The organism is Micromonospora sp. NPDC005087 (genome assembly GCF_042872965.1).
GTDB lineage: Bacteria > Actinomycetota > Actinomycetes > Mycobacteriales > Micromonosporaceae > Micromonospora.
In genome coordinates, this window is sequence record NZ_JBIALB010000009.1 from 134,479 (window position 1) to 158,896 (window position 24,418).

At 71.6% G+C, this 24,418-nt stretch carries 18 protein-coding genes; 9 read left to right on the plus strand and 9 right to left on the minus strand.

Annotated features, from left to right (window positions below):
* Positions 1-22: 22 nt before the first annotated feature.
* The 3 genes from ACFYPS_RS21770 to ACFYPS_RS21780 are packed head-to-tail and all read right to left on the minus strand — an operon-like array spanning position 23 to position 3,983.
* On the minus strand, positions 23-2,125 hold the full coding sequence (locus ACFYPS_RS21770) for an iron ABC transporter permease (protein ID WP_387326715.1): 2,103 nt from the start codon (positions 2,123-2,125) through the stop codon (positions 23-25).
* Between the two features lie 5 nt (positions 2,126-2,130).
* Positions 2,131-3,114: an ABC transporter substrate-binding protein gene (locus ACFYPS_RS21775; protein ID WP_387326480.1), complete on the minus strand. Its 984-nt coding sequence runs from the start codon at positions 3,112-3,114 to the stop codon at positions 2,131-2,133.
* A gap of 35 nt (positions 3,115-3,149) precedes the next feature.
* Positions 3,150-3,983, minus strand: a complete 834-nt coding sequence (locus ACFYPS_RS21780; protein ID WP_354966802.1) for an ABC transporter ATP-binding protein — start codon at positions 3,981-3,983, stop codon at positions 3,150-3,152.
* Positions 3,984-4,212: 229 nt separating this feature from the next.
* On the opposite strand from ACFYPS_RS21780, the gene ACFYPS_RS21785 reads away from it, so the two are divergent.
* Together ACFYPS_RS21785 and ACFYPS_RS21790 are read left to right on the plus strand one after the other, a co-directional pair.
* Positions 4,213-5,646: an FAD-dependent oxidoreductase gene (locus tag ACFYPS_RS21785; RefSeq protein ID WP_354966801.1), complete on the plus strand. Its 1,434-nt coding sequence runs from the start codon at positions 4,213-4,215 to the stop codon at positions 5,644-5,646.
* A 9-nt stretch (positions 5,647-5,655) separates the two neighbouring features.
* Positions 5,656-8,901 (plus strand): BTAD domain-containing putative transcriptional regulator, encoded by a 3,246-nt coding sequence (locus ACFYPS_RS21790; RefSeq protein WP_354966800.1) that lies wholly within the window; start codon positions 5,656-5,658, stop codon positions 8,899-8,901.
* Here the strand turns inward: ACFYPS_RS21790 and ACFYPS_RS21795 are convergent, their stop codons facing one another.
* Both ACFYPS_RS21795 and ACFYPS_RS21800 read right to left on the minus strand, forming a co-directional pair.
* Positions 8,902-9,729, minus strand: a complete 828-nt coding sequence (locus ACFYPS_RS21795) for an ABC transporter permease (protein ID WP_354966799.1) — start codon at positions 9,727-9,729, stop codon at positions 8,902-8,904.
* Positions 9,726-10,706, minus strand: a complete 981-nt coding sequence (locus ACFYPS_RS21800) for an ATP-binding cassette domain-containing protein (RefSeq protein ID WP_354966798.1) — start codon at positions 10,704-10,706, stop codon at positions 9,726-9,728. Before ACFYPS_RS21800 ends, ACFYPS_RS21795 begins: the two co-directional genes overlap by 4 nt.
* Before the next feature lie 316 nt (positions 10,707-11,022).
* Here ACFYPS_RS21800 and ACFYPS_RS21805 point away from each other — a divergent pair, with 316 nt between their 5' ends.
* Positions 11,023-13,347, plus strand: a complete 2,325-nt coding sequence (locus tag ACFYPS_RS21805) for an acylase (protein ID WP_387326718.1) — start codon at positions 11,023-11,025, stop codon at positions 13,345-13,347.
* On the opposite strand, the gene ACFYPS_RS21810 is transcribed toward ACFYPS_RS21805, so the two are convergent.
* From ACFYPS_RS21810 to ACFYPS_RS21820, 3 genes are all read right to left on the minus strand, one after another.
* Positions 13,245-14,441, minus strand: a complete 1,197-nt coding sequence (locus ACFYPS_RS21810; protein ID WP_387326485.1) for a cytochrome P450 — start codon at positions 14,439-14,441, stop codon at positions 13,245-13,247. The two genes, ACFYPS_RS21805 and ACFYPS_RS21810, sit on opposite strands and share 103 nt — an antisense overlap.
* Positions 14,442-15,009: 568 nt before the next feature.
* Complete coding sequence (locus tag ACFYPS_RS21815; RefSeq protein ID WP_354966796.1) at positions 15,010-16,290, minus strand: sulfite oxidase; 1,281 nt, start codon at positions 16,288-16,290, stop codon at positions 15,010-15,012.
* A 71-nt stretch (positions 16,291-16,361) separates the two neighbouring features.
* Positions 16,362-17,483 (minus strand): DUF4185 domain-containing protein, encoded by a 1,122-nt coding sequence (locus ACFYPS_RS21820; RefSeq protein ID WP_387326721.1) that lies wholly within the window; start codon positions 17,481-17,483, stop codon positions 16,362-16,364.
* 231 nt (positions 17,484-17,714) lie between these two features.
* On the opposite strand from ACFYPS_RS21820, the gene ACFYPS_RS21825 reads away from it, so the two are divergent.
* Genes ACFYPS_RS21825 through ACFYPS_RS21840 form a run of 4 tightly spaced genes read left to right on the plus strand, consistent with a single transcriptional unit; the run spans position 17,715 to position 22,799 of the window.
* A complete protein-coding gene (locus ACFYPS_RS21825) occupies positions 17,715-19,157 on the plus strand; it encodes a VCBS repeat-containing protein (protein WP_354966794.1) in 1,443 nt (480 codons plus the stop codon).
* A gap of 20 nt (positions 19,158-19,177) precedes the next feature.
* Complete coding sequence (locus ACFYPS_RS21830; RefSeq protein ID WP_387326490.1) at positions 19,178-21,262, plus strand: N-acetylmuramoyl-L-alanine amidase; 2,085 nt, start codon at positions 19,178-19,180, stop codon at positions 21,260-21,262.
* A 20-nt stretch (positions 21,263-21,282) separates the two neighbouring features.
* On the plus strand, positions 21,283-21,924 hold the full coding sequence (locus ACFYPS_RS21835; protein WP_387326493.1) for a M23 family metallopeptidase: 642 nt from the start codon (positions 21,283-21,285) through the stop codon (positions 21,922-21,924).
* 11 nt (positions 21,925-21,935) lie between these two features.
* Positions 21,936-22,799 (plus strand): FG-GAP repeat domain-containing protein, encoded by an 864-nt coding sequence (locus ACFYPS_RS21840; RefSeq protein ID WP_387326496.1) that lies wholly within the window; start codon positions 21,936-21,938, stop codon positions 22,797-22,799.
* A 97-nt stretch (positions 22,800-22,896) separates the two neighbouring features.
* Here ACFYPS_RS21840 and ACFYPS_RS21845 read toward each other — a convergent pair whose 3' ends face one another.
* Positions 22,897-23,268 (minus strand): AbfB domain-containing protein, encoded by a 372-nt coding sequence (locus ACFYPS_RS21845; protein ID WP_354966791.1) that lies wholly within the window; start codon positions 23,266-23,268, stop codon positions 22,897-22,899.
* On the opposite strand from ACFYPS_RS21845, the gene ACFYPS_RS21850 reads away from it, so the two are divergent.
* Together ACFYPS_RS21850 and ACFYPS_RS21855 are read left to right on the plus strand one after the other, a co-directional pair.
* Entirely contained in the window at positions 23,206-23,499 is a 294-nt protein-coding gene (locus tag ACFYPS_RS21850) for a substrate-binding domain-containing protein (protein WP_354966790.1), read from the plus strand. The two genes, ACFYPS_RS21845 and ACFYPS_RS21850, sit on opposite strands and share 63 nt — an antisense overlap.
* A 63-nt stretch (positions 23,500-23,562) precedes the next feature.
* Positions 23,563-24,303, plus strand: a complete 741-nt coding sequence (locus tag ACFYPS_RS21855; protein ID WP_354966789.1) for a GNAT family N-acetyltransferase — start codon at positions 23,563-23,565, stop codon at positions 24,301-24,303.
* Positions 24,304-24,418 lie beyond the last annotated feature (115 nt).

Sequence of the window (24,418 nt, forward strand, 5' to 3'; positions counted from 1 at the left end):
CTCTGGGGCTCGGGCCGGCGTGTTATCGGGGGTGGTTCGCCACGGCGCGGGAGCGCCACAGCAGCCAGACGAAGTACGGGGTGCCGATCATGGCGGTGACCAGGCCGGCGGGGATCTGGGCCGGAGCGATGAACGTCCGGCCGAGGGTGTCGGCGATGCTGACCAGCGCCGCGCCGAGCAGGGCGGCCACCGGAAGCACCCGGGAGTGGCGGCCGCCGACGAGCGCCCGGGCGGCGTGCGGGGCGACCAGGCCGACGAAGCCGATGACCCCGACGGCGGAGACCGCGGTGGAGGTGAGCAGCGCCGCCGCGCCGAGCGCGACCAGCCGGGTGCGCTCCAGCCGGACGCCCAGCACCCGGGGGGTGTCGTCGTCCAGCGTCATCAGGTCGAGTTCGCGCCGGGCGGCGACCACCGCCGGCGTGAGCACCAGCAGGGCGATCAGCACCGGAAGCACCTGTGTGGACGTGCGGCCGTAGGTGGAACCGGACAGCCAGGTCAGCGCCTTCCCGGTGTTCCACGGGTCGAAGGCGACGATCAGGTACGTGATCACCGCGGTGCCGCCCTGCCAGGCGCCGAAGCCGATCAGCACGAGCCGGTCGGAGCTGAGCCCGCCGCCCCGCCAGGCGAGGCCGTAGACCAGGGCGAACGCCAGCATCGCGCCGAGCCCGGCGACGCCGGAGACAGCCCACACGCCGGCCAGCGGCACGAACGTGAGCAGCGCGACCGCGCCGAGTCCGGCGCCGGCGGTGATGCCGAGGATGCCGGGTTCGGCGAGCGGATTGCGACAGACCGCCTGCACGGTGGTGCCGGCGACCGCGAGCGCCGCGCCGGCCAGGACCGCCGCCGCGACGCGCGGCCACCGCTGGTCCAGCACGAAGGTGTACGCGGGCCCGGTGGTGCCGTTGACCCAGTTGACGAAGTCACCGAGGAGCACCCAGGTGTCGCCGGCGAGCATGCCGACCGTCACGGCGGCGACGGTGACCACGGCGGTGACGGCGACGACGGTGCGGTGGGATGCCGGGGACCGGACGGCCGCGTGCCCGCCGGGCGGGCGGCGGGTGGGGCCGGCGTCGCGGTGCCGGCGGGCCAACCAGATGAGGATCGCCGCGCCGAAGAGGGTGGTGACCACGCCGGTGGGAACCTCCACCCCGGCCTGCCCGCCCATGATGGCGCGCAGCAGCACGTCCGAGCCGAGCACGATGACCACCCCGGCGATGCCGGACAGCGGCAGCAGGACGCGGTGCCGGTGCACCCCGGGCACCACGGGGGCGAGCAGCCGGACGATCACCGGGGCGCACAGGCCGACGAAGCCGACCGGGCCGGTGAGGGTCACCGCCGCGGCGGACAGCAGCACCGCCAGCACGGTGACGGTGAGTCGGGTACGCCGGACATCGAGGCCGAGCACAGTGGCGGTGTCGTCGCCGAGGGCGAGGATGTCCAGGCGGTGGCCGAGCAGCACCAGCACGATGATCGCGCCGACGATCACCGGGGCGAGCTGGGTCAGCGCGACCAGGTCGCTCTGCACCAGAGAACCGTTGCCCCAGGCGAACATACCGATGGTGGCCTGCTCGAACAGGAGCAGCAGCAGGGTGGTCACCGAGCTGAGCGCCACCGCGGTCGCCGAGCCCGCGAGGATGAGTCGGGTGGTGCCCGCCTGTCCACCGGCGGACATGGCCATCACCAGGCCGGCGGCGGCCAGTCCTCCACAGAAGGCCAGTGCGCCGGCCGGCAGTGCGGGCAGCGAGACGCCGAACGCGGCGACCGAGACGATCGCCAGGTGGGCGCCCGCGTTGACGGCGAGTGTGTCGGGGGAGGCGAGTGGGTTGCGGGCGATCGACTGCAGCGCGGCACCGGCGACACCGAGCGCGACGCCGATGGCCAGCCCGGCGAGCAGTCGGGGCAGCCGGGAGGCGACCAGGACGCGGGCCGCCTCGTCGTCCGCGCCGGCGGCGAGCCGCAGCAGGTCCAGGGCGCCGACGGTGGAGGTGCCCTGGGTGAGGTGCACCGCGCCGACCACGAGCAGCAGCAGGGTCGCGGCGAGGAAGACGGCGACGACGCGGGGCACGGCCAGCCGCCCGCCCGGAGCTGGCCGGGTGGCCGGCTCCGGGCGCGGGGGTGCGATCAGCACGGTCACACCGTGTAGGTCTTGACGAGCTGGTCGATGTACTGCTTGCCGGACAGCGGACCGCCGAAGGTCCAGACGCCGTCGGGCATCTTGTGCAGGTTGCCCCGCTGCACGAAGGGCAGCGACTTCCAGATGGCGTTGCCGGCGAGACCGTCGGCGAACACGTCGTCGCCGTCGGAGGCGTTGTAGAAGAGGTGCAGGTTCGGGTCCTTGAGGACGGTCATCCCTTCGACGTCGGTCTGGCCGAGGCCCCACACCTCGTCGGTCTTGCCGGTCCAGGCGTTGGTGAGGCCGAGCTGGATACCGATCTGGGAGACGAGCGCGCCCTGGCCGAACATCCGGATGCTCACGGTGCTGCCCTCCTTCCAGCCGTCGGCGATGGCGAACGGGCGGCCGGCGGCACCAGCGTCGGCGATCTTCTTCTTGCCGTCGGCGATGGCCGCGTCGAAGTCGGCGAGCAGCTTCTGCGCCTCGGTGGTCCTGCCGACCGCCTTGGCGATCATGGTGAGCTCCGTGCGCATCCGGCCGAGGTTGTCCTTGGCGTCGCTGCCCTTGGCGACCACGACGGGGACGTACTTCTCAAGCTGGCTGACCAGGGTGCCGCCCCGGTCGTCCTCCATCACCACCAGGTCGGGCTGGAGGGCGACGATCGAGTCGACGCTCGGCTCGCCGCGCGTGCCGACGTCCTTGACACCCGGGTCGAGCTTGGCGGCGCTGACCCAGGTGCCGTAGCCCTTGGGGTCGGCGACGCCGACGGGCTGGACGCCCAGGCTGACCAGCATCTCGACCTCACCCCACTCCAGGCCGACGACCTTGGTCGCCGGGGCCTTGAGGGTGACGTCCTTGCCGCGGCTGTCCGTGACGGTGACCGGCCCGCCGGCCGCCGAGGCCGCGGCCTCGGGAGTGGCGGTGTTCTCGGTGGTGCCGCAGGCGCTGAGCGACAGTGCGGCCACCACGGCGATGAGGGCGGTGAAACGGGTACGGGTCATGACGATCTTTCTCTGGTACGGAGCGGGGTGGTCGTTCAGACCGGGGTGCGGGTCAGGTGCCGTCCCACGGGGCGGGTGGTGACCAGCCCGCTAAGCGGGTCGGTGCTCACCTCGATCCGGATCCCGTAGGTCTCGGTCAGGGCGTTCTCGGTGAACACCGCGGCCGGGGTGCCGGTGGCGCGGACCCGGCCGTTGTGCAGCAGGACCACCTCGTCGGCCACGGCGGCTGCCTGGTTGAGGTCGTGCAGCACGACGCCGACGGCGACGCCGTGGTCGTCGGCGAGGTCACGGACCAGGTCGAGGATCTCCACCTGGTAGCGCAGGTCGAGGAAGGTTGTGGGCTCGTCGAGGAGCAGGACCGGGGTGTCCTGGGCCAGACAGGTGGCCAACCACACCCGCTGCAACTCGCCGCCGGAAAGTTCGTCGACCGGACGGTCCGCCATCGCGGTGACGCCGGTGACGTCCATGGCCCGGGCGATGGCGACGGGACCGTTCGGATCCTCTGCCCGCCAGCGTCCCCGGTAGGGGTGACGCCCGTACCCCACCACGTCCCGGACGGTGACCCCGCTGGGTACCGGCCGGCTCTGGGCGAGCAGGGTGACCCGACGGGCGAACTCCCTGGCCGGCAGGCTTGCCGCCGCGCCGCCGTCGGCGAGGTGAACCATGCCGGCCTCGATCGGGTGCAGCCGGGCCAGGGCGCGCAGCAGGGTGGACTTGCCGCTGCCGTTGGGCCCGACGAGCGCGGTCACCGCACCCCGGCGGAGGCCGATCGCCGCGCCGTGCACCACGGTCACGCCGTGGTAACCCAGGCGGAGGCCGACGCCCGACAGGCGGTGTTCCCCGGTGGCCGACGCCAACTCCTTCTGCATGAGGTTAGGCTAACCTAACCATCGGATGATCTGTCAAGACGAGTCCCGACCTGCGTTTTCCCGCCGCGCCCCGCGCATCGACGTCGTTGAGCGCGGTCCGTGTCCGGTGGCGGACGGCAGCTCGGTGAATACCAACGAGAAAATGCGGATCCGCTGCCACTGACTGCGGCGGGTCTGGTGGTTACGGTCGTGGATGCCGAGGTTTCCCGACCACCCGAGGAGCGACCGTATGCCCCCCTCGCCGTCCCGGCTCTTCTCGGAGATAGCGACAGCGGAACGCCCGACCGAGACCAGGGTGATCATGCGGCGGGCGGTGGTGCTCGGTGGCAGCATCGCCGGGCTCATGGCGGCTCGGGTGTTGAGTGACCATGCCGACGAAGTGCTCGTCATCGAGCGCGATTCGTCCGATGTGGATGACCGGCCGCGCCCCGGTGTGCCGCAGGGCAGCCAGGTGCACGCGCTGCTGCCCTCCGGTCAGATCCAGTTGGAACGCTGGTTTCCCGGCATCGTCGACGAGGCGCTCGCGCTCGGCGCCCCACCGCCGCCGACCGACCAGGGCGCGGCGAAGATCTTCGTGAACGGCGTGCTGGGGCTGCCGCCGGCGCCATCCGGCACCGGCCCGATGCTGATCACCACACGTCCGTTCCTGGAGGCGCTGGTCCGGCGGCGGACCCTCGCGGTCGACAACATCCGGATGGTGTACGGCCGGGCGGACGGCCTGGTCTTCGCCGACCGGCGCGTCACCGGCGCACGGTACGTGCCGGACGGCGGGACCGAGCCGATCGTCGAACCGGCTGACCTCGTGGTCGACGCGATGGGCCGATCCAGCCGGCTCAGCGACTGGCTGGCCGACAACGGGTGGCCACGCCCGCCGATGCGGCGGATGCCGATCAAACTGAACTACGCGACCGCGCTCTACAAGCAGGACCCGACGGTCAGCGACACCTGGGTGGTGGTCTACCACACCATGGCCGGCAAGGGCCGTTCCGCCCGGATCGGTGGGATCAACTCGGTCGAGGGTGGCCGTTGGATCATGCTGGTCGCCGGCTACGACGAGGACCGGCCCAGCCGCGACGTCGCCGACTTCACCGCCCGCTGCCGCCAGCACTATCCGCACATGTTCGGCGACATCGCCGAACGTGGCGAGATGCTCGGCGGGGTGGTCACGTACCACCAGGCGGACAGCCGACGCCGGGACTTCCACAAGCTCGACCGGATGCCCGCCGGACTGGTCGCGGCCGGAGACGCGATCGCGTCCTTCAACCCGGTGTACGGCCAGGGCATGACCTCCGCGATGCTGCACGCGTCCTGCCTGTCGGCGTACCTGCGCTCCGGCCCGAAACTGCACGAGGAGGCGGCGCGGACGTACTTCGACCAGGTGCGGGTGATCGTCGACGCCGCCTGGCAGATCTCCACCTCGGCCGACATCGAGCTCCCACACGTCGACGGCCCGTACCCACCCGGGTACAAGGTCACCAAATGGTTCGGTGACCTGGTCTTCCGGACGTCGCTGGCCGATCCGGTGCTCAACGCCCGGCTGGGCCGGGTCACCACCATGCTCGATCACCCGGCGACGCTGAGCCGGCCCGGCACCCTGCTCCGGGCGCTCCGGCTCGGCCTGTTCCGCGGCCGGCCCGCCGCCACCTCGGCGCACACCCCCTAGCCCTGCCGCATGGCGGCCGATGACCACCAGCGGGTTGCCGGCGGCTCGATGGACGAGGTGGGGGATGCTGGGTCCGTGCAGATCACCATCCTCGGGCCACTCGCCGTCGACGGCCGGCCGGTCCGGGGGGAGCGGCTCGCCGCGGTGGTCCGCGCGCTCGTCGACGCGCGGGGGCGGGCGGTCTCCACCACCCTGCTCGTGGACGCCGTGTGGGACGGCACGCCGCCCGACGACGCGACCGGCGCCGTCCAGGCGCTCGTCTCCCGGGTACGCCGTCTCGGGCTGCCCGTGGTCGCGGTTCCGGGGGGATACCGCCTGCCCGCCGAGGAGATCTCCGTCGACGCGGTCGAGGCACGGACGCTCGTCGAGCGGGGGCGTGCCGTGCTCCGTACCGGTGACGCCTCGGGCGCCCGCCACTCGGCCGACCAGGCCCGCGCACTGTTCCCCGAGGTCCCGGAACTCGTCACCGCCGAGGAAGCGCGCCTGTTCGCGGACGTCGCCGCGCTGCGCGCACAGGCCGCCCTCGCCGGTGCGGGGCCGTTCGACGAGGCCGACCTGCGCCGGCTCGTCGCGCGTACGCCGCCGGACGAGCCGTCGGCGGCCCTGCTCGTCCGGGTGCTCGCCGCCCAGGGCCGGGACGCGGACGCGCTGGAGGTGGTCGAGCGACTCCGTGCCGAACTGGCGGACCGCTACGGCACCGACCCGTCGCCCGTGATCACACAGGTCCACCTGGCGCTGCTGCGCGGCGAACTCACCAGCCCGGCCGTCGTGGCGCCACCCCGGCCTCCGGCGCGGATCGCCCTGCCCGCCGCGTGGCGGCGGCCGGTGACCGCCCTCGTCGGCCGGGAGCGGGACGTCGAGACCGTCGGCGGAGCGCTGACGGAGGCGCCGCTGGTGACGATCGTGGCGACCGGCGGCGCGGGTAAGACCCGGCTCGCGGCCGAGGTGGCGCGGCGCGCGGCGGCGGCCGGGCAGACGGTACGGGTGATCGAACTCGCCGGCCTGCGCTCGCCCGACGCTGTGCTGCCCACGGTGCTCGCGGCACTCGGCGGAGCGGACACCTCGGCGACGGGCGGCAACCTGGGCCTCGAACGGCGGGTGCTCAGCCCCGAGGAACGGTTGCGCGCCGTGGCGCCGGACCTCGACGGGCTGATCGTGCTCGACAACTGCGAGCATGTTCTCGACGCGGCGGCCACCGTCGTCGCGGACCTGATCGCGGTGGTCCCGCCCGAGGTCGCCGTCCTCGCGACGAGCCGGGCCCCGCTCGGCCTCGCCGGCGAGCTGGTCCACCGCCTGACCGTGTTGTCCGACGACGACGCACTCGGGCTGGTGGAGGCCCGGGCGAGGGCCGGAGGGGCGGTGCCCACCTGGGACACCGAACGGGCGCTCGCGCTGTGCCACCGGCTCGACAACCTGCCGCTGGCTCTCGAACTGGCCGCCGCGCGACTGCGGCACATGCCGATCGACGACGTGCTCGCCGGGCTGACCGACCGGTTCGCGCTGCTCGACGACGCGTTGCGGGGCCTGCCGGAACGGCACGCGAGCCTGTGGGCGATGGTCGACTGGAGCCGGGAACTGCTCGCGCCCGACGACCGCGAACTGCTCCAACGGCTCGCGGTCATTCCCGCGGCGTTCACCGCGGACCTCGCCGCCGCGGTCGCGCGGGCCCCGGACGTACGACGGGGCCTGGCGACGCTCGTCGAACAGTCTCTGCTGACCCTGGTCGAGGGGGACGACCCGCCCCGCTACCGGATGCTCGAAACCGTCCGCGAGTACGGTGAGGCCCGGCTCGACGCGGCCGGTGACCGGGATCCGGCCATAGCCGGCCTGGTCGGTTGGGCCCGGGAGCAGGCGGTCGCGGTCGCGGACCGGTTCGTCGGGCCCGGCCAGATCGAGGCGCTCGCCCGCTGCGCCGCCGAGCAGGAGAACCTGATCGCGGGCCTGCGCTGGGCTCTCGGGTCTGGTGACGAGCCGGCCACGGTCGATATCGCCACCGCGCTGTTCCACCTCTGGTCGGTGCGCGGCCTGCACCTCGAGGTCGTCGGCTGGGCGCGGGGTCTGCTGCACGTCGAGGACCCGGACCGGAGGCGGGCATCGGCGATCCTGCGCGGACGGGCCGCCGGCCGGCCGCTGCCCGACGCCGACCGGCTGGCCTGGATGTGCCTGGTGATCGGCGTCAACGCCGGTATCGGCGGCGAGCTCCGGCTCGCCGTACTCGCCAGACGGGCCCTGCGAACGCTCCTCGCCGAGCGGCCCGCGGAGATGTCGCCCCGGCAGATCGTTCTCGCGTCGGCGTTGCCCGCGTTCGACGCCTCCGACACGGACCGGGGCATGAAGGGCGCCGCCGAGATGATCGCGCACCCGGACCCGTACGTGCAGGGCCTCGGCCACTTCGCCCGCGCCGCCATCCAGGAGAACGGCGGCATGGCCGAGCCGTCGGTGGTCGACGCCGAGCAGGCGTACCGCCGCTTCGAGGTGGCCGGTGACCACTGGGGCATGGCGATGGCGGCGGGGGCCATCGGGCAGTTCCTGATTCCACGCGGGGGCGCCGACTCGGCCGAGTGGTTGGCGCGCAGCATCCGGCACATGGAACTGATCGGCGCGGCGCAGGACGCCCGGTCGACCCGGGTACGGCTGGACGCGCAGCTTGCCCTGACCGGCGACGCGGAAGCCGAGCGGCGGCTGGGCGAGGCGGCGACGCCGGGCGAGGCCGAGGACATGGACTCCGCGCTGGCACGCCTCGGGCTGGCCCACCTCGCGTGGCAACGCGAGCGGTACGACGAGGCGCTCGCCCACGCCGACGGGGTGACCCGGAGGCTGGCCGGGTGGGCCGGCGGGCCACCGCAGCCCCGCGTCATCCTCCGGGTCGCGGTGGCGGTCCTCCAGCTGCGGGTGGCCCAGGTGCGACCTGGCTCCGGGGAGGACGCCGACACTACCGCGACCGCGTTGCTGAGGCTCGCCCGGGAGGAGGCGCTGTCGACGAGGGACCTGCCGGTGATCGGGTCGTGGGCGCTGGGTGGTGCCGAACTGGCGGCGTACCGGGGTGACATAGCGACCGTGCGGGAACTGTTCGCGCTCGGGGCGCGCGTCGGAGCCACCTTCGGGTTTCTCGCCCCGCCCGGTGACGCCGAACGGCTCACTGCCGCCCTCGGGGACGAGGAGCAGCGTGAGCCGTTGCTGGCCGTGTGGCGCGAGCGGCCGGCCGCCGCGGTCATCGCCCGGGTCCGTGAGCTGATGGACGACCTGCTCGCCTAGCTAGATCTTCTTGCGGTACGCGCGCAACGCCAGCGGCATGAACACCGCCACGAAGCCGGCACACCAGGCGAGCGTCCACCACACGTGTGAGCCGACCGGTGTGCCGAGGAACAGCCCGCGCACCGCGGCCACCAGGTGGGTCATCGGGTTGACGTCCACGAACGCCTGCATCCAGCCCGGCAGGGTGTCGGCGCTGACGAACACGTTCGACGCGAAACTCAGCGGCATGATCAACGCGAACATCAGGCCCTGCACGGCGCCCGGGGTACGCACCTTCATCGAGACGAACACCGGCAGCCAGCTCAGGCAGAGCGCGAACAGCACCGCGAGCAGGCAACCGGCGACCGCCCGGAGCGGGTCGGAGTCGATCCGGAAGCCGAGCACGTAACCGATCGCGAGGGTCGAGATCGTGACGATCACGTACCGTACGACGTCGCCCAGGACCGCGCCGACCAACGGCGCCGAGCGGGGGATCGGCAGCGACCGGAACCGGTCGAAGATGCCCTTGGCGATGTCGGTGTTCAGGTTGACGCCGATCGCGATGGCGCCGGTGGCGATGGTCTGCGCCAGGATGCCGGGCAACAGGAACTGCAGGTAGTCATGGGTGGACCCGGCGACCGCGCCGCCGAAGATGTACACGAAGATGACCAGGAACAGCACCGGTTGCAGCGTGACGTCGATGAGTGCCTCGGGGGTACGCCAGGTCTTGATGAGGCTGCGTTTGGCGAGCGCCAGGGAGTGCCGGACGAGCCGGAACGGTCGCGGGTTCGGAACGGCCGTCGAGAGCGCCGGGCTCTTCGCGGGTGCTGGGCCGACCAGGGTGCTCATGCGGCGACCTCCTTCAGGCTGGTGGTGTCGTCCTCGGATGCGGTACGCCCGGTGAGGGTGAAGAACACCTCGTCGAGGCTCGGCAGGTGCAGGGAGAGTTCGGTGACCGCGATGCCGGCGGCGGCGAACCGCGCGACGCTCTCGATCAGGGCCTCGTCGTCGGTGACCGGCACCGCGAGCACGCCCTTGCGGATCTCGTCGGCCTGCGCGCCGGAGCCGACCTCGGACAGGATCGCCGCGACCCGCCGCAGGTGCGCGGGGTCGGACGGCCGGACCTCGAGGGTCTGGCCGCCGACCACCCGCTTGAGCCCCTCGGGTGTGTCGTACGCGATGACCCGGCCGTGGTCGATCACCGTGATCGCGTCCGCCAGCGCGTCGGCCTCCTCCAGGTACTGCGTGGTGAGCAGCACGGTCGAGCCGTTCGTGACCAACGATCGGACCACGTCCCACATGTCCTCGCGCTTGGCCGGGTCGAGCCCTGTGGTCGGCTCGTCCAGGAAGATCACATCCGGCGAGCCGACGAGGCTCGCGGCCAGGTCCAGGCGCCGCCGCATACCGCCGGAGTAGGTCTTGGCCTGCCGGTCTGCGGCGGCGGTCAGATCGAACCATTCGAGCAGTTCGGCGGCCCGCCGTCGGGAGCCGTTGCGCCCCAGCTCCATCAGCGTGCCGAACAGCTCCAGGTTCTGCCGTCCGGTCAGGTCCTCGTCGACCGAGGCGTACTGGCCGGTGAGGCCGATCGTCTGCCGGACCCGCTCGGCGTCGCGTACGACGTCGAAGCCGCTGATCCGGGCGCTGCCGCCGTCCGGGGCCAGGAGCGTGGAGAGGATGCGTACGGCGGTGGTCTTGCCGGCGCCGTTGGGGCCGAGCACCCCGAGCACCGTCCCCCGGGGCACGGCGAGGTCCACGCCCTGAAGCGCTCTCGTCCGCCCGAAGGTCTTGACGAGGCCCTCGGCCTCGATCACCAGGTCAGTTGTCATGTCGTAGAGCCTGCGCGGGTCGCCTGACACCGTCCTGACACGCCGCCGACACGGGTGCCGACACGCCACCGACCCCGAGGCCCGACGCGTCGCCGAGGCGGTGGCGGCCTCGCCGCCGCGCGCCGGCGGGCTGCCACTGAACGCACCACGGCGCGCGGTCGGCGCGCCGGGGTGTACGGAACGGCACGGCAGCGACGAGAATGCCGACCAACGTGAATGTCTCTCCGGCAACGACGTCTGGGGGACGCGACGGGGGGAGGACGCGGTGACAGCAGCACAACGCCTCGGCGCGGCGGGGGTGGTCCTGGGCCTGGTCATGGCCGGGTTGACGACACCCCCGGCCGGCGCGCACCAGCGCGATCGCGGCTACTCGGCCGAGATCCGCCGCGCGTCCTACGGCGTCCCGCACATCACCGCCACCAGCTACGCCAACCTCGGCTTCGGGGTGGGGTACGTGCAGGCGGAGGACAACCTCTGCGTGATCGCCGAGAAGGTGGTGACGGTCAACGGCGAGCGCTCCCGCTACTTCGGCGCGACCGGCCCGACCGACGCGAACGTGCGCAGCGACCTGTTCTTCCGCAAGGCCATCGACGACCGGACGGTGCAGCGGCTGCTCGACGGCCGCCGCGACGGCGTGCACTCGCCGTCCAACGACGTCCGCGACCAGATCCGCGGCTTCGTCGCCGGCTACAACTCCTACCTGCGCCGCACCGGTGCGGCGAAGCTCACCGACCCGGCGTGCCGGGCCAAGCCGTGGGTGCGCCCGCTCACCGAGCTGGACATCTGGCGTACCACCTGGGCCAGCATGGTCCGGGCCGGCTCCCGGGCGGTGCTCGATGGGATCGTCGCCGCCGCACCGCCCACCGCCACCGGCCCGGCCGCCGCCCAGGACGCGCCCGGCGCGGCCGCGGTGCTCGCCGCGAAAGACGGCGCGCCCGCCGGGGTGGGCAGCAACGCCTACGGGCTCGGCGAGGCGGCGACCGCCAACCGGGGCGGCATGGTGCTGGCCAACCCGCACTTTCCATGGGACGGCGCGGAACGCTTCTACCGGATGCACCTCAAGGTGCCGGGTCGGTACGACGTCGAGGGCGCCGCGCTGATCGGCGACCCGATCGTCGAGATCGGGCACAATCGCACCATGGCGTGGAGCCACACCGTCTCCACCGCCCGGCGGTTCGTGTGGCACCGCCTCGCGCTGGTTCCTGGCGACCCCACGTCGTACTACGTGGACGGCAAGCCGCGACAGATGACCATCCGCACGGTCACCGTCCAGGTGCCCGGCCCGAGCGGTGGCACGGTACCGGTCAGCCGGACCTTCCACGACACCCACTTCGGGCCGGTCGTGGTGGTGCCCGGCACCTTCGACTGGACCGCCGGCACCGCGTACGCCATCACCGACATCAACGCCACCAACAACCGGGCCTTCGACGGCTGGTTGCAGATGGGCCGCGCCGAGACGGTCCGCGACCTGAAGCGGGTGCTCGACCGCTACCAGTTCCTGCCCTGGGTCAACGTGATCGCCGCCGACGCCCGCGGTGAGGCGCTCTACGCCGACCACTCGGTGGTGCCCCGGGTGACCGACGCCCTCGCCGCCGCCTGCATCCCGGCGCCGTTCCAGCCGCTCTACGCCAGCAGCGGCCAGGCCGTCCTGGACGGCTCCCGGTCGGCCTGCGCGCTCGGCGCCGACCCGGACGCCGCCGTGCCCGGCATCCTCGGCCCGGCGAACCTGCCGGTCCGCTTCCGCACCGACTACGTCACCAACTCCAACGACAGCTACTGGTTGGCCAACCCGCAGGCCCCGCTGGAGGGCTACGCGCGGATCATCGGCGACGAACGCACCCCGCGCAGCCTGCGGACCCGTCTCGGCCTCGACCAGGTGCAGCAGCGCCTCGCCGGCACCGACGGTCTGCCGGGGCGCGGGTTCACCGCCGACCGGCTGTGGCGGACGGTCTTCGGCAACCGGGTGTACGGCGGTGAGCTGGTCCGCGACGACCTGGTGGCGCTCTGCACCGCCCAGCCCACCGGCACCGCGTCGAACGGCGCGACCGTCGACCTGCGTGCCGCCTGCACCGCACTGGCCCGCTGGGACCTGCACGCCGACCTGAACAGCCGCGGCGCGCACCTGTTCACCGAGTTCGTCCTGGCCAACGGGCTGCGCTTCGCCGACACCTTCGCCGTCAGCGACCCGGTGCGCACGCCGCGCCGGCTCGACACCACCAACCCGGGCGTCCGCACCGCGCTCGCCGACGCCGTGCAGCGCCTCGCCGGCATCCCGCTCGACGCCCGTCTCGGCGACATCCAGACCGAGCCGCGCGGCGACCGGCGTATCCCGATCCATGGTGGACGCGCCGAGGCCGGCATCTTCAACATGATCATCAACAACCGGGTGCCGGGCGTCGGCTACCCGAAGGTGGTGCACGGCTCGTCGTTCGTGATGGCCGTCGAGTTGGGCCCGCACGGGCCGTCCGGGCGGCAGATCCTGACCTACTCCCAGTCGACCAACCCGAACTCCCCCTGGTACGGCGACCAGACCGCGCTCTACTCCGGCAAGGGCTGGGACACGATCAAGTACACCGAGGCGCAGATCAAGGCCGACCCGAACCTGCGCACGTACCGGGTGAGCGAGGGCCGCCGCCACTGAGACGCGGCCCGGCCGGGCTCCCTGGCGGGGAGCCCGGCCGGTTCGGTCGGCGCCTCCGTAGAGCTGTCCGGCTCAGCGGGGGGCGTGCTGTGCGGAGGCGGGTGCGCGAAGACCACGGAGTCCCGGTTGGCGGCTCCGATCAACAGCAGGCAGCGTGCCCCGGCGGGTATGGTGACGTCCCCCAGGGTGACCTGTCGGCGGGTCACCCTGAGCCAGCCGTCGATGGCGGGTGCGAACCGGAGCGTCTCGGCCACGAACGCGGGGACGGACAGCGGGTCGGCGGCGATCGCCCGCCACCGCTGCGGGCTGGACAGCGCCTGGTCGAGGGCGTGGGAGAGCAGCCCGGCGGTGGTCTCGTGGCCGGCGACCAGGAGGTTGAAGGCGAGGCTCGCCACCTCGGTCACGGTCAACACGTCGTCGCGGTAGGTCAGGGCCCGGCTGATGAAGTCGTCGCCGAGGTGCCCACCGTTGGCCCGTTGGCGGACCAGTTCCTGGCAGTAGTGCCAGAACTCGAGCAGACCCTGCGCCAGGCGTACCTGTTCCTCCGGATCGGGCCGCCCCCAGATGAGGGCGATCTGGCCGTCCGCCCAACTCCGGATCCGCCTGATGTCGGCGTCGGGCACTCCGAGGATGTCCAGGACGACCAGCAGGGGAAGCGCGGTGGCGAATTCCGGGACGAGATCGACCTGCCGGCCCTGGCGGGCGACCAGCCGGGACACCAGTTGGTCGACCCGGCGACGGACGATCGGGCCGTACTGGGCCTCGACCCGGTCCGGGGTGTTCGCGAAGGTCGCGCGCAGGGCCCGACGGGTGCGGGGGTGTACGGGCGGATCCGCGGCGGCGGTGGTGGGCGGCGCGTCGATCTGCATGATGACGCTCATCGCCTCCGGGCAGACCTCGTAGACCGGAGCGAGGGTGAGGGCGTTGCCGAAGGTCCCGGCATCGGCGAGCGCGCGCCGGACGTGCTCGTGCCTGCTGATCAACCACAGGCCCAGATCCTCGGCGTAGTGCACCCCGGCGGGATCGTCGAGAATGCGTCGCCACACGCTGGCCGGATCGCTGAGATAGGTCCCGGTGAACGGATTCAACCGCATGTAACGCCTCCTGTTGCGCGCGGCGTGAAATCGGCAGCGCCCCCATTCAGCGAACCGCGTCAGTCGGGCCGATAATGGCGCGGATCTGCCTCTTACTCTTCACGGTGCGCTGACGAGCTGCACAAGTCAAGATTGGCAGTCGTCTATTTATTGGACGTCGTAATTGCGTGGTGCAACGGACGGGTCAATGCCGGCCGGATGCAAGTTGCGAGCCGGTCCTTGCCTGCGTCGGCGCAGTTGAGCGGCCCGGATCGGGGTGCCCGGGAGCCGGCGCCGAGCGCCGTGCCGGTCCTGGTTGGCCGCGACGTTGCGGCCAACCGAACGGAGACGGACCCGATCGGACCGACCACGACGGACGGTGGGGATAACAGGTCGCCGCATTTCCCTCATGACCGGGGAAACGACCACCACGACGGCAGGTGACGCCGCATCGGTTGCCCGCCGCGTGGTGGGAGCGAGGGGCCGCGACGCGCGGTTCCGGTGGGCGAGCGACAGCGCCGAAAGCGGACCGGACCCACGTTTCCACAACTGCGAAACGCGGTGTACGGGTACCGCCGTGCCGCCGGGGTCAGTCGACCGTCACCGGGTGCCGGACGATGCCGTCGAACACGTACCCCAGGGCATTGGGACGGGCCTGTTCCGACTGGCCGGCCCCGGTGACGTCCGTGGCCCGCGCGCGCACGGTCCACCGGCCCGGCCCCGGCGGGCGCCAGACGGCCGTCCACCGCTGCCAGGCCCCGCCCTCGTCGTGGCGTTCCAGGGTGGCTGGCTGCCAGTCGTCGCGGTCACCCGTGCTGATCTCGACGGACCGGATCGGCCCGTTTCCGGACCAGGATCGTCCCCGCAGCAGCACGTCCACGCCTGCCGGCAGGCGTGCGTCCCAGGGCAGTTCGAAGGCGCTCTTGACTGTCTGGGTCGTCAGAGGGTCGCCGTCGGCGGGATGACCGGGGCCGAACATGCGGTAGAACTGGGTGTTCCACGGTGAGAAGAGGGCTGTGGCGGAGACCTCCACGGGGCCGACCCACTTGATCGAGGCGATACCGATCCAGCCCGGCACCACCAACCGCACCGGGAAGCCGTGGTCGGCCGGCAGTGTCGTCCCGTTCATCTCGTACGCCAGCAACACGTCGTCGAGGGCCTTGCCGACGGGAAGTGGTCGGCGCACCCGGCCGAGGTTCACCCCGCCGGTCACGTAGTCCGGATCCAGGCCCTCGGGCTGCACGTCGACCGCGGCGTCGGTCAGGCCGGCGTGGCGGAGCACGGTCGAGAGTCGTACGCCCCGCCAGCGCGCCACCCCGACCGCGCCGAGACCCCACGCGACCCCCGGCGTCTCGTGGGCCTGCTGGGAGGCGAAGTGGCGGCGGCCGTTGCCCGCGCACTCCAGCAGGGCCGTGGTCTCCTCGGCGGGCATGGTCCGCAGGTCGTCGTAGTCGAACTCGACCGCGTCGTCCCGCGTCGGGCTGCCCCGCAGGCCGGTGCCGAACAGACGCAACCGCCACGTGTCGACATCCACCCGCGGGGTGCTGGTGTGGTTGCGGACGAAGAACCGGTCAATCGGGACCACGTGGCCCTGCCCCGCCATGGCCTCCCACCGCATCTCGGCGTTGCTGTCGTGGTGGGTGAGCAGGCCCGGGGGGAGCGGCTTGACGATCGCCGCACCAGCGGTCGGCTCGGGCGCGACACCGGCGGGGCGAGGTTCGCCCGCGGCGGCGGCGAGCGCGCCCATCGCGGTGCCCAGCTCGATCAGCTGCCGGCGGTCCACGCCTTCGCCTCGGGCGTGCCCGGACAACCACTGCCGTGCGCGGCGGGCGTCGTGCGCGGCCTCGCCCGACGGGAGGGAGGCTGTCACGCATGGCCCCTAATGGCTCGACGGCTGGTAATCCAATTCAAGCAGTAGGAGTACCCGCCGGGTCACCGGGGTCAGGCCGAGCCGACGAACTGGCTGACGTGGTAGGCGGTGCTGCGGCCGTCCGGCGTACGAGTCCATTTCGAGACCATCAGGTGCAGGTCGTTGGCGTCGCGGCTCGACCAGGGATGGATGAACCCACCGTAGAGGGCAGGCTCCTGCCAGCTCGTGACCTGGATCTTCTCCGCCGTCCACACCTGGTCCGGCCCCGGAGCGGTCCGGGTGACCAGACACCCCGTCTGGCAGTTCAGGTACGACATGACCCAGGTGCCGTCGCCCAGGCGGCGTACGGACGGCTCGCCGAAGCGGCCGGTGAGGATGGGTGTGCAGGGCCGTCCCCAGCCCCAGCTCGTGCCGTTCCAACCCCACCCCTCATACGATTCGGGGTAGAAGAGGCGGTCCCACCGGACGCGACGCAGCATCATCGGGCCGTTCTGGCGGCCTGCTCGTACAGAGAAGACGTAGACGTGATCACCGGCGCGCTGCATGGTCCACATCTGGAACGGATCCTTGTTGTCCGAGCTGTTCCACCACTTCAGGGGCGTACGGACGAAGTCGTTGCCGTTGTCGGAGTAGGCCAACCCCGCGTAGCGCGACTTCCAGTGGGGTCCCGCCGGGCCGGCCGAGTTCCAGTTCTCGATGCTCATGTACGAGATGAGCTGCCGGCCGGTCTCGGGGAAGCTGATGCCGTCGTTGGGGATGACGGTCACCTCCGGGAGACCGTCGATGCCGATGCCGTGGTGGCCGTTGTGCATCAGCTCGGGAGCCCGGCCGTTGCCCGCGACCCGTGCCGCGCTGTCGAAGACCACTCCGCCCGGCGCGCCCGGGTGGACGGCGGAGCGCAACATGACCGGTGACCGCCAGTCGTTCGGCAGGGGTGGGCCCTCCGGCCACGGCGTGTCGAAGGTGTCACCGAAGAGGTAGCCGATCGACCCGTTCTCCAGCACGTAGGGGATGCCGAGGTCGGTGCCGGCGACCCGCCACCGGCTGTTGGTGTCGAGGTCCGCGCCGGTCAACCGCTTCTTCCACACGGCGGCCTGGGCCGGCCCGGGCGCCGTCAGGACTGCCCCGGCGCCCCCGAGGGCGCTGGCGGCGCCAACCGCGGCGACACGACCGATGAACGAGCGGCGACGCATACCCATGGCGGGTCCTCTGCTGGTGAGCGGCCGGACATCGATTACCGGCGAGTAAACCTGCAGCCACCATCGATGTCAATACCTGCCCGCTGCCGCCTGCATGGTGAAGGAAATCTTCGGAACGCATTGACAGGAATCATCGCCCTGATGGCACACTCGGCAATCGATATCAGCGCCGGAGACCGGTACGCGAAGCCCCGAGCTGACCCCCCCGACCCTGCGAGGAGCACCGTGCGACGTACTCTCCTGGCCCTGCTGGTCGCCCTCGGCGTGGCCGCGGCGACGGTCACCGCGACGCCGGCCGACGCCGACCCGATCGGCATCCTGGCCTGCCCCTCCATCCCCGCCAACCGCGACCCCGCCGTGACCCTGGTGGTCTACCGGGTCGCGCGGGCCCACAACGCCAACGACAAGGTGACGCTGTCCGCCTTCGAGGCGGGCTGGGTCGAGTCGCACATGAACAACCTGCCGTGTGGCGACAAGTCGTCGCTCGGGGTGTTCCAGCAGCGCTGGGACTACGGCTGGGGCACTCCGGAGCAGATCATGGACCCGGTCTACGCCAGCACCCAGTACGTGACCAGGGCGATCGTCTGCGACCGCAACAACCCCGGCTACAGCGCGGGTCAGGTCGCCCAGTGCGTTCAACGGTCGGGCTTCCCCGACCGGTACGACCAGGTGGCGGCCACCGCTCGAACCCAGCTCAACGAGGCGGCCCGTACCCACGCCATCGCCGGTGGATCCGCCACCGACGTCACCGGCGATGGCCGCGATGATGTCGTCACCTTCACCCAGAACACTCTCGCCGACGTCTACGTGGGCACGTCCACCGGCGGTTCCTTCACCGGCACCTCCGTGAAGTGGAACGACTTCTTCTCCATCGGTGGGGAGACCGCCTCGACCGGCGACGTCAACGGCGACGGCCGGGACGACATCGTCACCTTCGCCCACAGCAACACCGGCGACGTCTACGTCGCGCTGTCCAACGGCACCTCGTTCGGCGGTGGCCTGAAGTGGCACGACTGGTTCGCGCCGGGCGCGGAGATCGGCGCGGTCGGTGACGTCAACGGCGACGGCCGTGCCGACATCGTGGCGTTCACCCACGATCCCGCCGGCGACGTGTACGTCGCCCTCTCCACCGGTGCCTCGTTCGGACCCGGCCTGAAATGGCACGAGTACTTCAGCCCGTTCGGCGAGTTCCCGGCCCTCGGTGACGTCAACGGCGACGGCGCGGACGACATCATCACGTTCACCCAGGGGCCGGTCGCCGCGAGCGACGTCATCGTCGCCCTGTCGACCGGCGGCTCGTTCGGTGCGCCGCAGACGTGGCACGACCTGTTCGCCGTCGGCGCCGAGCAGCCGCGTGTCGGGGACATCAACGGTGACGGTAGGGACGACATCGTGACGTTCACCTGCAACGCCGACGCCGACGTCTACGCGGCGGTCTCCACCGGCACCTCGTTCGCGGGCACCACCGTGAAGTGGAACGACTTCTTCTGCCTGGCCGGCGAGTTTCCCTACCTCGGCGACGCCAACGGCGACGGCAGGGACGACATCATCGTCTTCACCAGGGGCGCCACCAACGACGTCCACGTCGGGCTCTCCACGGGCACCGGCTTCCTCGGCGGCACCAAGTGGCACGACTACTTCGGCCTCAACGGCGAGACGACGCTGTGACCGGCGAACTGGAGGCTCCCATGCGACTGACCAGACTCTCGCGGCGCGCCTGCGCCCTGCTCCTGACGGCGGCACTCGCCGGCCAGATGACGGCCGCGCCGGCGGCGGCCTCCCAACCCGTCGCCCCCGGTCCACTCGCCTCGGCGTTCGACCGCGCAGCCAGCGAGTACGACGTGCCACGGGACCTGCTGATCGCCGTCGCCTACGGTGAGTCGCGGTTGGAGGAGCACGGCGGACTGCCCAGCCAGGCCAACGGCTACGGCGTCATGCACCTCGTCAGCAACCCCACCCAGCACAGTCTCGAACGGGCGGCCACGCTCACCGGTGAGCCGGTCGACCGGTTGCGCTCGGTCACCTCCGCCAACGTCCGGGGCGGCGCCGCGGTGCTCCGCGACCTGGCCGACAGCGAAGGCCTGACGGCGGGTGCACGGGACCGGCTCTCCGCCTGGTATCCGGTCGTGGCGCGGTACAGCGCCGCCGTCAACGACGCGACGGCCCGGCTCTACGCCGACCACGTATACGACCTCCTGCGAACCGGCATCGTGACCGGCTCGGTATGGGTCGCGCCGTACCCGGTCCGACCCGAGTTGGGCCGCTACGCGCGGGTCGCCCCCGCGGGCGCCACCGGCCCGAACGTCGCCGCCGCCGCGGCGGTACCGGAGTACGGACCGGCCCGGTGGGTCCCCGCCTACGGCGGCAACTACCAGGCGGGCCGGTCGTCGCGGATCACCACGGTGGTGGTGCACGTGACCCAGGGGTCGTACGCGGGCACGGTGAGCTGGTTCCAGAACCCGTCGGCGGGTGTGAGCGCGCACTATGTCGTGAAGTCCAGCAACGGTGAGATCACCCAGATGGTCCGCGAGGGCGACACGGCCTACCACGCGCGCTCGGCGAATCCGTATTCCGTCGGTATTGAGCACGAGGGGTTCGTGGACAACCCGGCCTGGTTCACCGACGCCATGTACCGGTCGTCGGCCGCGCTGACCCGCTACCTCTGCGACAGGTACGGGCTGCCGAAGAACCGCAACGCGATCAAGGGGCACAACGAGATGCCCGGCAACGACCACACCGATCCCGGGCCGAACTGGAACTGGAACTACTACATCTCCCTGGTCAACGCCGGTGGGTCGGGGGGCCGGTACCTGGCGGGATCACCGACCGACTTCACCGGTGACGGCCGGGACGACGTGGTCACCTTCACGCAGGGCAGCCTCAACGACGTCTACGTGGCCACCTCCACCGGGAGTTCCTTCGCAGGCACCTCCGTCAAGTGGAACGACTTCTTCGGTCTCACCGGTGAAACCCTGCTCACCGGTGAAACCCTGCTCACCGGAGACGTGAACGGCGACGGCAAGGACGACGTCATCGCCTTCACCCACGGCACCCTCGCCGACGTGTACGTGGCCCTGTCCACCGGCACGAGCTTCGGCGGTGGAGTGAAGTGGCACGACTGGTTCGCGCCGGGGGCCGAGGTCGCGGCCGTCGGCGACGTCAACGGGGACGGTCGCGACGACATCATCGCCTTCACCCACGACACCAACGCCGACGTGTACGTGGCGCTGTCCACCGGGACCGGCTTCGGGCCCGGCGTGAAGTGGCACGAGTACTTCTCGATCCCTGGGGAGTTCCCGGCGATCGGTGACGTCGACGGCGACGGCAGGGACGACATCATCACGTTCACCCAGGGGCCGGTCGCCGCGAGCGACGTCATCGTCGCCCTGTCGACTGGCGGCTCGTTCGGTGCACCGCAGAAGTGGCACGACCTGTTCGCCGTCGGCGCGGAGCAGCCGCGTGTCGGGGACATCAACGGTGACGGTCGGGACGACATCGTGACGTTCACCTGCAACGCCGACGGCGACGTCTACGCGGCGGTCTCCACCGGCACGTCGTTCGCGGGCACCACGGTGAAGTGGAACGACTTCTTCTGCCTGGCCGGCGAGTTCCCCTACCTCGGTGATTTCGACGGCGACGGCAGGGACGACATCATCGTCTTCACCAGGGGCGCCACCAACGACGTCCACGTCGGGCTCTCCACGGGCACCGGCTTCCTCGGCGGCACCAAGTGGCACGACTACTTCGGCCTCAACGGCGAAACGACCCTCTGAGCCCCGACAGGAGTCACGCCATGATCCGGCATTCGCGTACCCCCGCGCGTAGCGCCCTGGTCGCGCTTCTCACCCTGGCCGCGGCGGTCCTGGCCGCCGTGGTGGCGTCGCCCTCGCCCGCGTTCGCCGCACCGACCTTCAAGGCGCCGTTCCCCTGCGGGCAGCGGTGGACGTACGACCACCGCAGCGCCGAGGTCCGACAGGCGCTGGACTTCGTCCGCGCCGACGGCGCCACCACCGGAGGCACCCCGCAGGTCGCCTCCGCCGCGGGGGTGGCGCGGCACTACTCGCAGCCCAGCGGAGCCGGCAACTATCTCGTCATCGACCACGGCGGCGGCTGGACCACCTACCACTTCCACCTCAGCGCCTACTCCGTGCCCAACGGCGCGTACGTCCAGCAGGGCCAGCAGATCGGCATCACGGGCAGCACGGGAAACTCCTCCGGGCCGCACGTCCACTACGAGCAGCTCTACAACGGTGTCGGGCAGACGATCGCCATCAACGGCGTCTCGCTCGCCCCCTACCCGTCGCAGTACAACCAGAAGTACCTGGTCAGTGACAACTGCGGCGGGTCGCCCGGCAGCCGGTACCTGGCCGGCTCGCCGACCGACTTCACCGGGGACGGCCGCGACGACTCGTCGCGTTCACCCGTGGGTCGCTGAACGACGTGTACGTGTCGCCGTCCACCGGGACCTCGTTCGCCGGGACGTCGGTGAAGTGGAACGACTTCTTCGGGCTGAGCGACGAGACGCTGCTGTCCGGGGACTTCAACGGCGACGGGCGCGACGACGTCGTGGCGTTCACCCACGGCTCGCTCGCCGACGTGTACGTGGCACTGTCGACCGGGTCGTCGTTCGCGGGCGCCACGAAGTGGCACGACTGGTTCGCGCCGAACACCGAGGTCGCCGCGGTGGGGGACGTCAACGGCGACGGCCGCGACGACATCATCGCCTTCACGCACGACGGCGCCGGGGACGTGTACGTCGCGCTGTCCGCCGGGTCGTCGTTCACCGGTACGGCGCTGAAGTGGCACGAGTACTTCTCGATCGCCGGCGAGTATCCGGCCCTCGGCGACGTCAACGGCGACGGCAGGGACGACATCATCACCTTCACCCAGGGGCCGGCCACGGCCTCGGACGTGATCGTCGCCCTGTCCACGGGATCCTCGTTCGGCGCCGCGCAGACGTGGCATGACCTGTTCGCCGTCGGGACGGAACAGCCGCGAGTCGGGGACATCAACGGTGACGGTCGCGACGACATCGTGACGTTGACCTGCAACGCCGACGCCGACGTCTACGCGGCCGTCTCCACCGGCACCTCCTTCGCCGGCACCACCGTCAAGTGGAACGACTTCTTCTGCCTGGCCGGCGAGTTCCCCTACCTCGGTGACTACGACGGCGACGGCAGGGACGACATCATCGCCTTCACCAGGGGCAGCCTCAACGACGTCTACGTCGGCCTCTCGGCCGGCACCGCCTTCCTCGGCGGCGTCAAGTGGCACGACTTCTTCGGCCTGCCCAACGAGACGACCCTCTGACCGCCGCGCGCGGGTGGCCGGCTGACCGGGGGGTCCGGCAAGGCCGGACCCCCCGGTCAGCGGAGGCCGCGACGACCCTGTCGCGGCCTCTGGCCGGTCAGGGCGCCCAGGGGGCGGCAATCGTCCAGGTGCTGTCGGCGGCCCACAGCGTTGGCGTGTTGTACGGGTCGCCGCCGGCGCCGTTGCTGAGCCATACCTCCGAGTTGTAGTGCCGCAGGTACCTGCCCCGGAAGTTGTACGACCCCAGCGACACGCCGGTGCCGGTCAAGCCCACCCGTGCGCACCAGGTGGCGTCGGCGCGGGTGAGCGCGGAGCCGTCGTTCGGCGAGTTGCGTACCCGCGAGTTCTGGTGCCGCAGGTACTGCCCGGGAGAGTTGACCGACTCGAACGAGTAGCCCCGGACGCGGTGTTCGGCTACAACGACCTGGTCGCCGTCGGCGCGCTGCGGGCGTTGACCGAGGCCGGCCACCGGGTGCCGGAGGACGTCGCATTCATCGGCATCGACGACATCGAGGAGGGACGCTTCAGCACACCGACCCTCACCACCATCGCGCCGGACAAGGAAGCGATCGGCCGTCTCGCGGTACGCCGCCTCGTCGCCCGGATCGAGGGTACCGAGGTCACGGCGCCGCTGACCGTGCAGACGCCGTTCCGGCTGATCCGCCGAGAGAGCACCGGCACGCCTCACCAACGTCCGTGAGCGTGCACCCGCGGGGAGAAAACTCGGGTGCTGTCGCCCTGTCGGTCCGCTATCGTCCGCCGGATGGATCTTGAAATCGTGACGGTCGCGCAGCGCCCCGAGCTCGCGCCGCTGCTGGACGACTTCGACGGCGCCTGGCCGGAGTTCATGGGCTGGGATCCGATGGCTTCGCTGTACTACGCGGTGGCCAACGAGCTGTACCCGGAGTTCGTCCTGCTCGCCATCGACCCCGCTGAGCCCGGCCGGGCGCTGGCACGGGCCTACAGCGTGCCGCTGTCCTGGACCGAGGAGGGACTGCCGCCGGGCGGATGGGACCGGGTCGTGCAGCGGGCGACGATCAACCGCCTCGCCGGCATGCCGACGAACACGGTGTCCGCGTTGGAGATCTGCATCCGCCCCGAGGCTCGCGGTCGGGGACTGTCCGCCCGGATGCTCGACGCGATGCGCGAGAACGCCCGCCGGCTCGGCTACCACACCCTGGTCGCGCCGGTACGCCCCAGCGGCAAGCACGCGGTTCCCGATGAGCCGATGGACCGGTACGCCTTCCGGGTCCGCGACGACGGCCTGCCGGTGGACCCGTGGTTGCGTACGCACGTCCGTGCTGGCGGGGTGATCGAGTCCGTGGCGCCCCGGTCGATGACCATCCCGGGCACGTTGCAGGAGTGGCGGCGGTGGACCGGCCTGCCGTTCGACCGCACCGGCCCGGTGCGCGTGCCGGGCGCGCTCGTCCCGGTCCGCTGCGACGTCGAGCATGACCACGGCGTCTACGTCGAACCGAACGTGTGGGTCCGCCACCGGCTCTGACCGGAGTTGTGGATGGATCGGAGCGGCCGGCCCCGCCGGGATCCATAGCGCCGGCGGTACGACCCAGAGAGGATGTCCTATCCGATCCATTGATCTCAATATGATGACCGCCTCG

Coding starts and splice junctions, on each gene's coding strand:
- ACFYPS_RS21805 (WP_387326718.1), top strand. CDS start 11,023: ATGGCCGGGTTGACGACACCCCCGGCCGGCGCGCACCAGCGCGATCGC.
- ACFYPS_RS21780 (WP_354966802.1), bottom strand. CDS start 3,983: ATGCAGAAGGAGTTGGCGTCGGCCACCGGGGAACACCGCCTGTCGGGC.
- ACFYPS_RS21790 (WP_354966800.1), top strand. CDS start 5,656: ATGGCGGCCGATGACCACCAGCGGGTTGCCGGCGGCTCGATGGACGAG.
- ACFYPS_RS21785 (WP_354966801.1), top strand. CDS start 4,213: ATGCCCCCCTCGCCGTCCCGGCTCTTCTCGGAGATAGCGACAGCGGAA.
- ACFYPS_RS21795 (WP_354966799.1), bottom strand. CDS start 9,729: ATGAGCACCCTGGTCGGCCCAGCACCCGCGAAGAGCCCGGCGCTCTCG.
- ACFYPS_RS21835 (WP_387326493.1), top strand. CDS start 21,283: ATGATCCGGCATTCGCGTACCCCCGCGCGTAGCGCCCTGGTCGCGCTT.
- ACFYPS_RS21855 (WP_354966789.1), top strand. CDS start 23,563: ATGGATCTTGAAATCGTGACGGTCGCGCAGCGCCCCGAGCTCGCGCCG.
- ACFYPS_RS21775 (WP_387326480.1), bottom strand. CDS start 3,114: ATGACCCGTACCCGTTTCACCGCCCTCATCGCCGTGGTGGCCGCACTG.
- ACFYPS_RS21810 (WP_387326485.1), bottom strand. CDS start 14,441: ATGCGGTTGAATCCGTTCACCGGGACCTATCTCAGCGATCCGGCCAGC.
- ACFYPS_RS21800 (WP_354966798.1), bottom strand. CDS start 10,706: ATGACAACTGACCTGGTGATCGAGGCCGAGGGCCTCGTCAAGACCTTC.
- ACFYPS_RS21820 (WP_387326721.1), bottom strand. CDS start 17,483: ATGCGTCGCCGCTCGTTCATCGGTCGTGTCGCCGCGGTTGGCGCCGCC.
- ACFYPS_RS21830 (WP_387326490.1), top strand. CDS start 19,178: ATGCGACTGACCAGACTCTCGCGGCGCGCCTGCGCCCTGCTCCTGACG.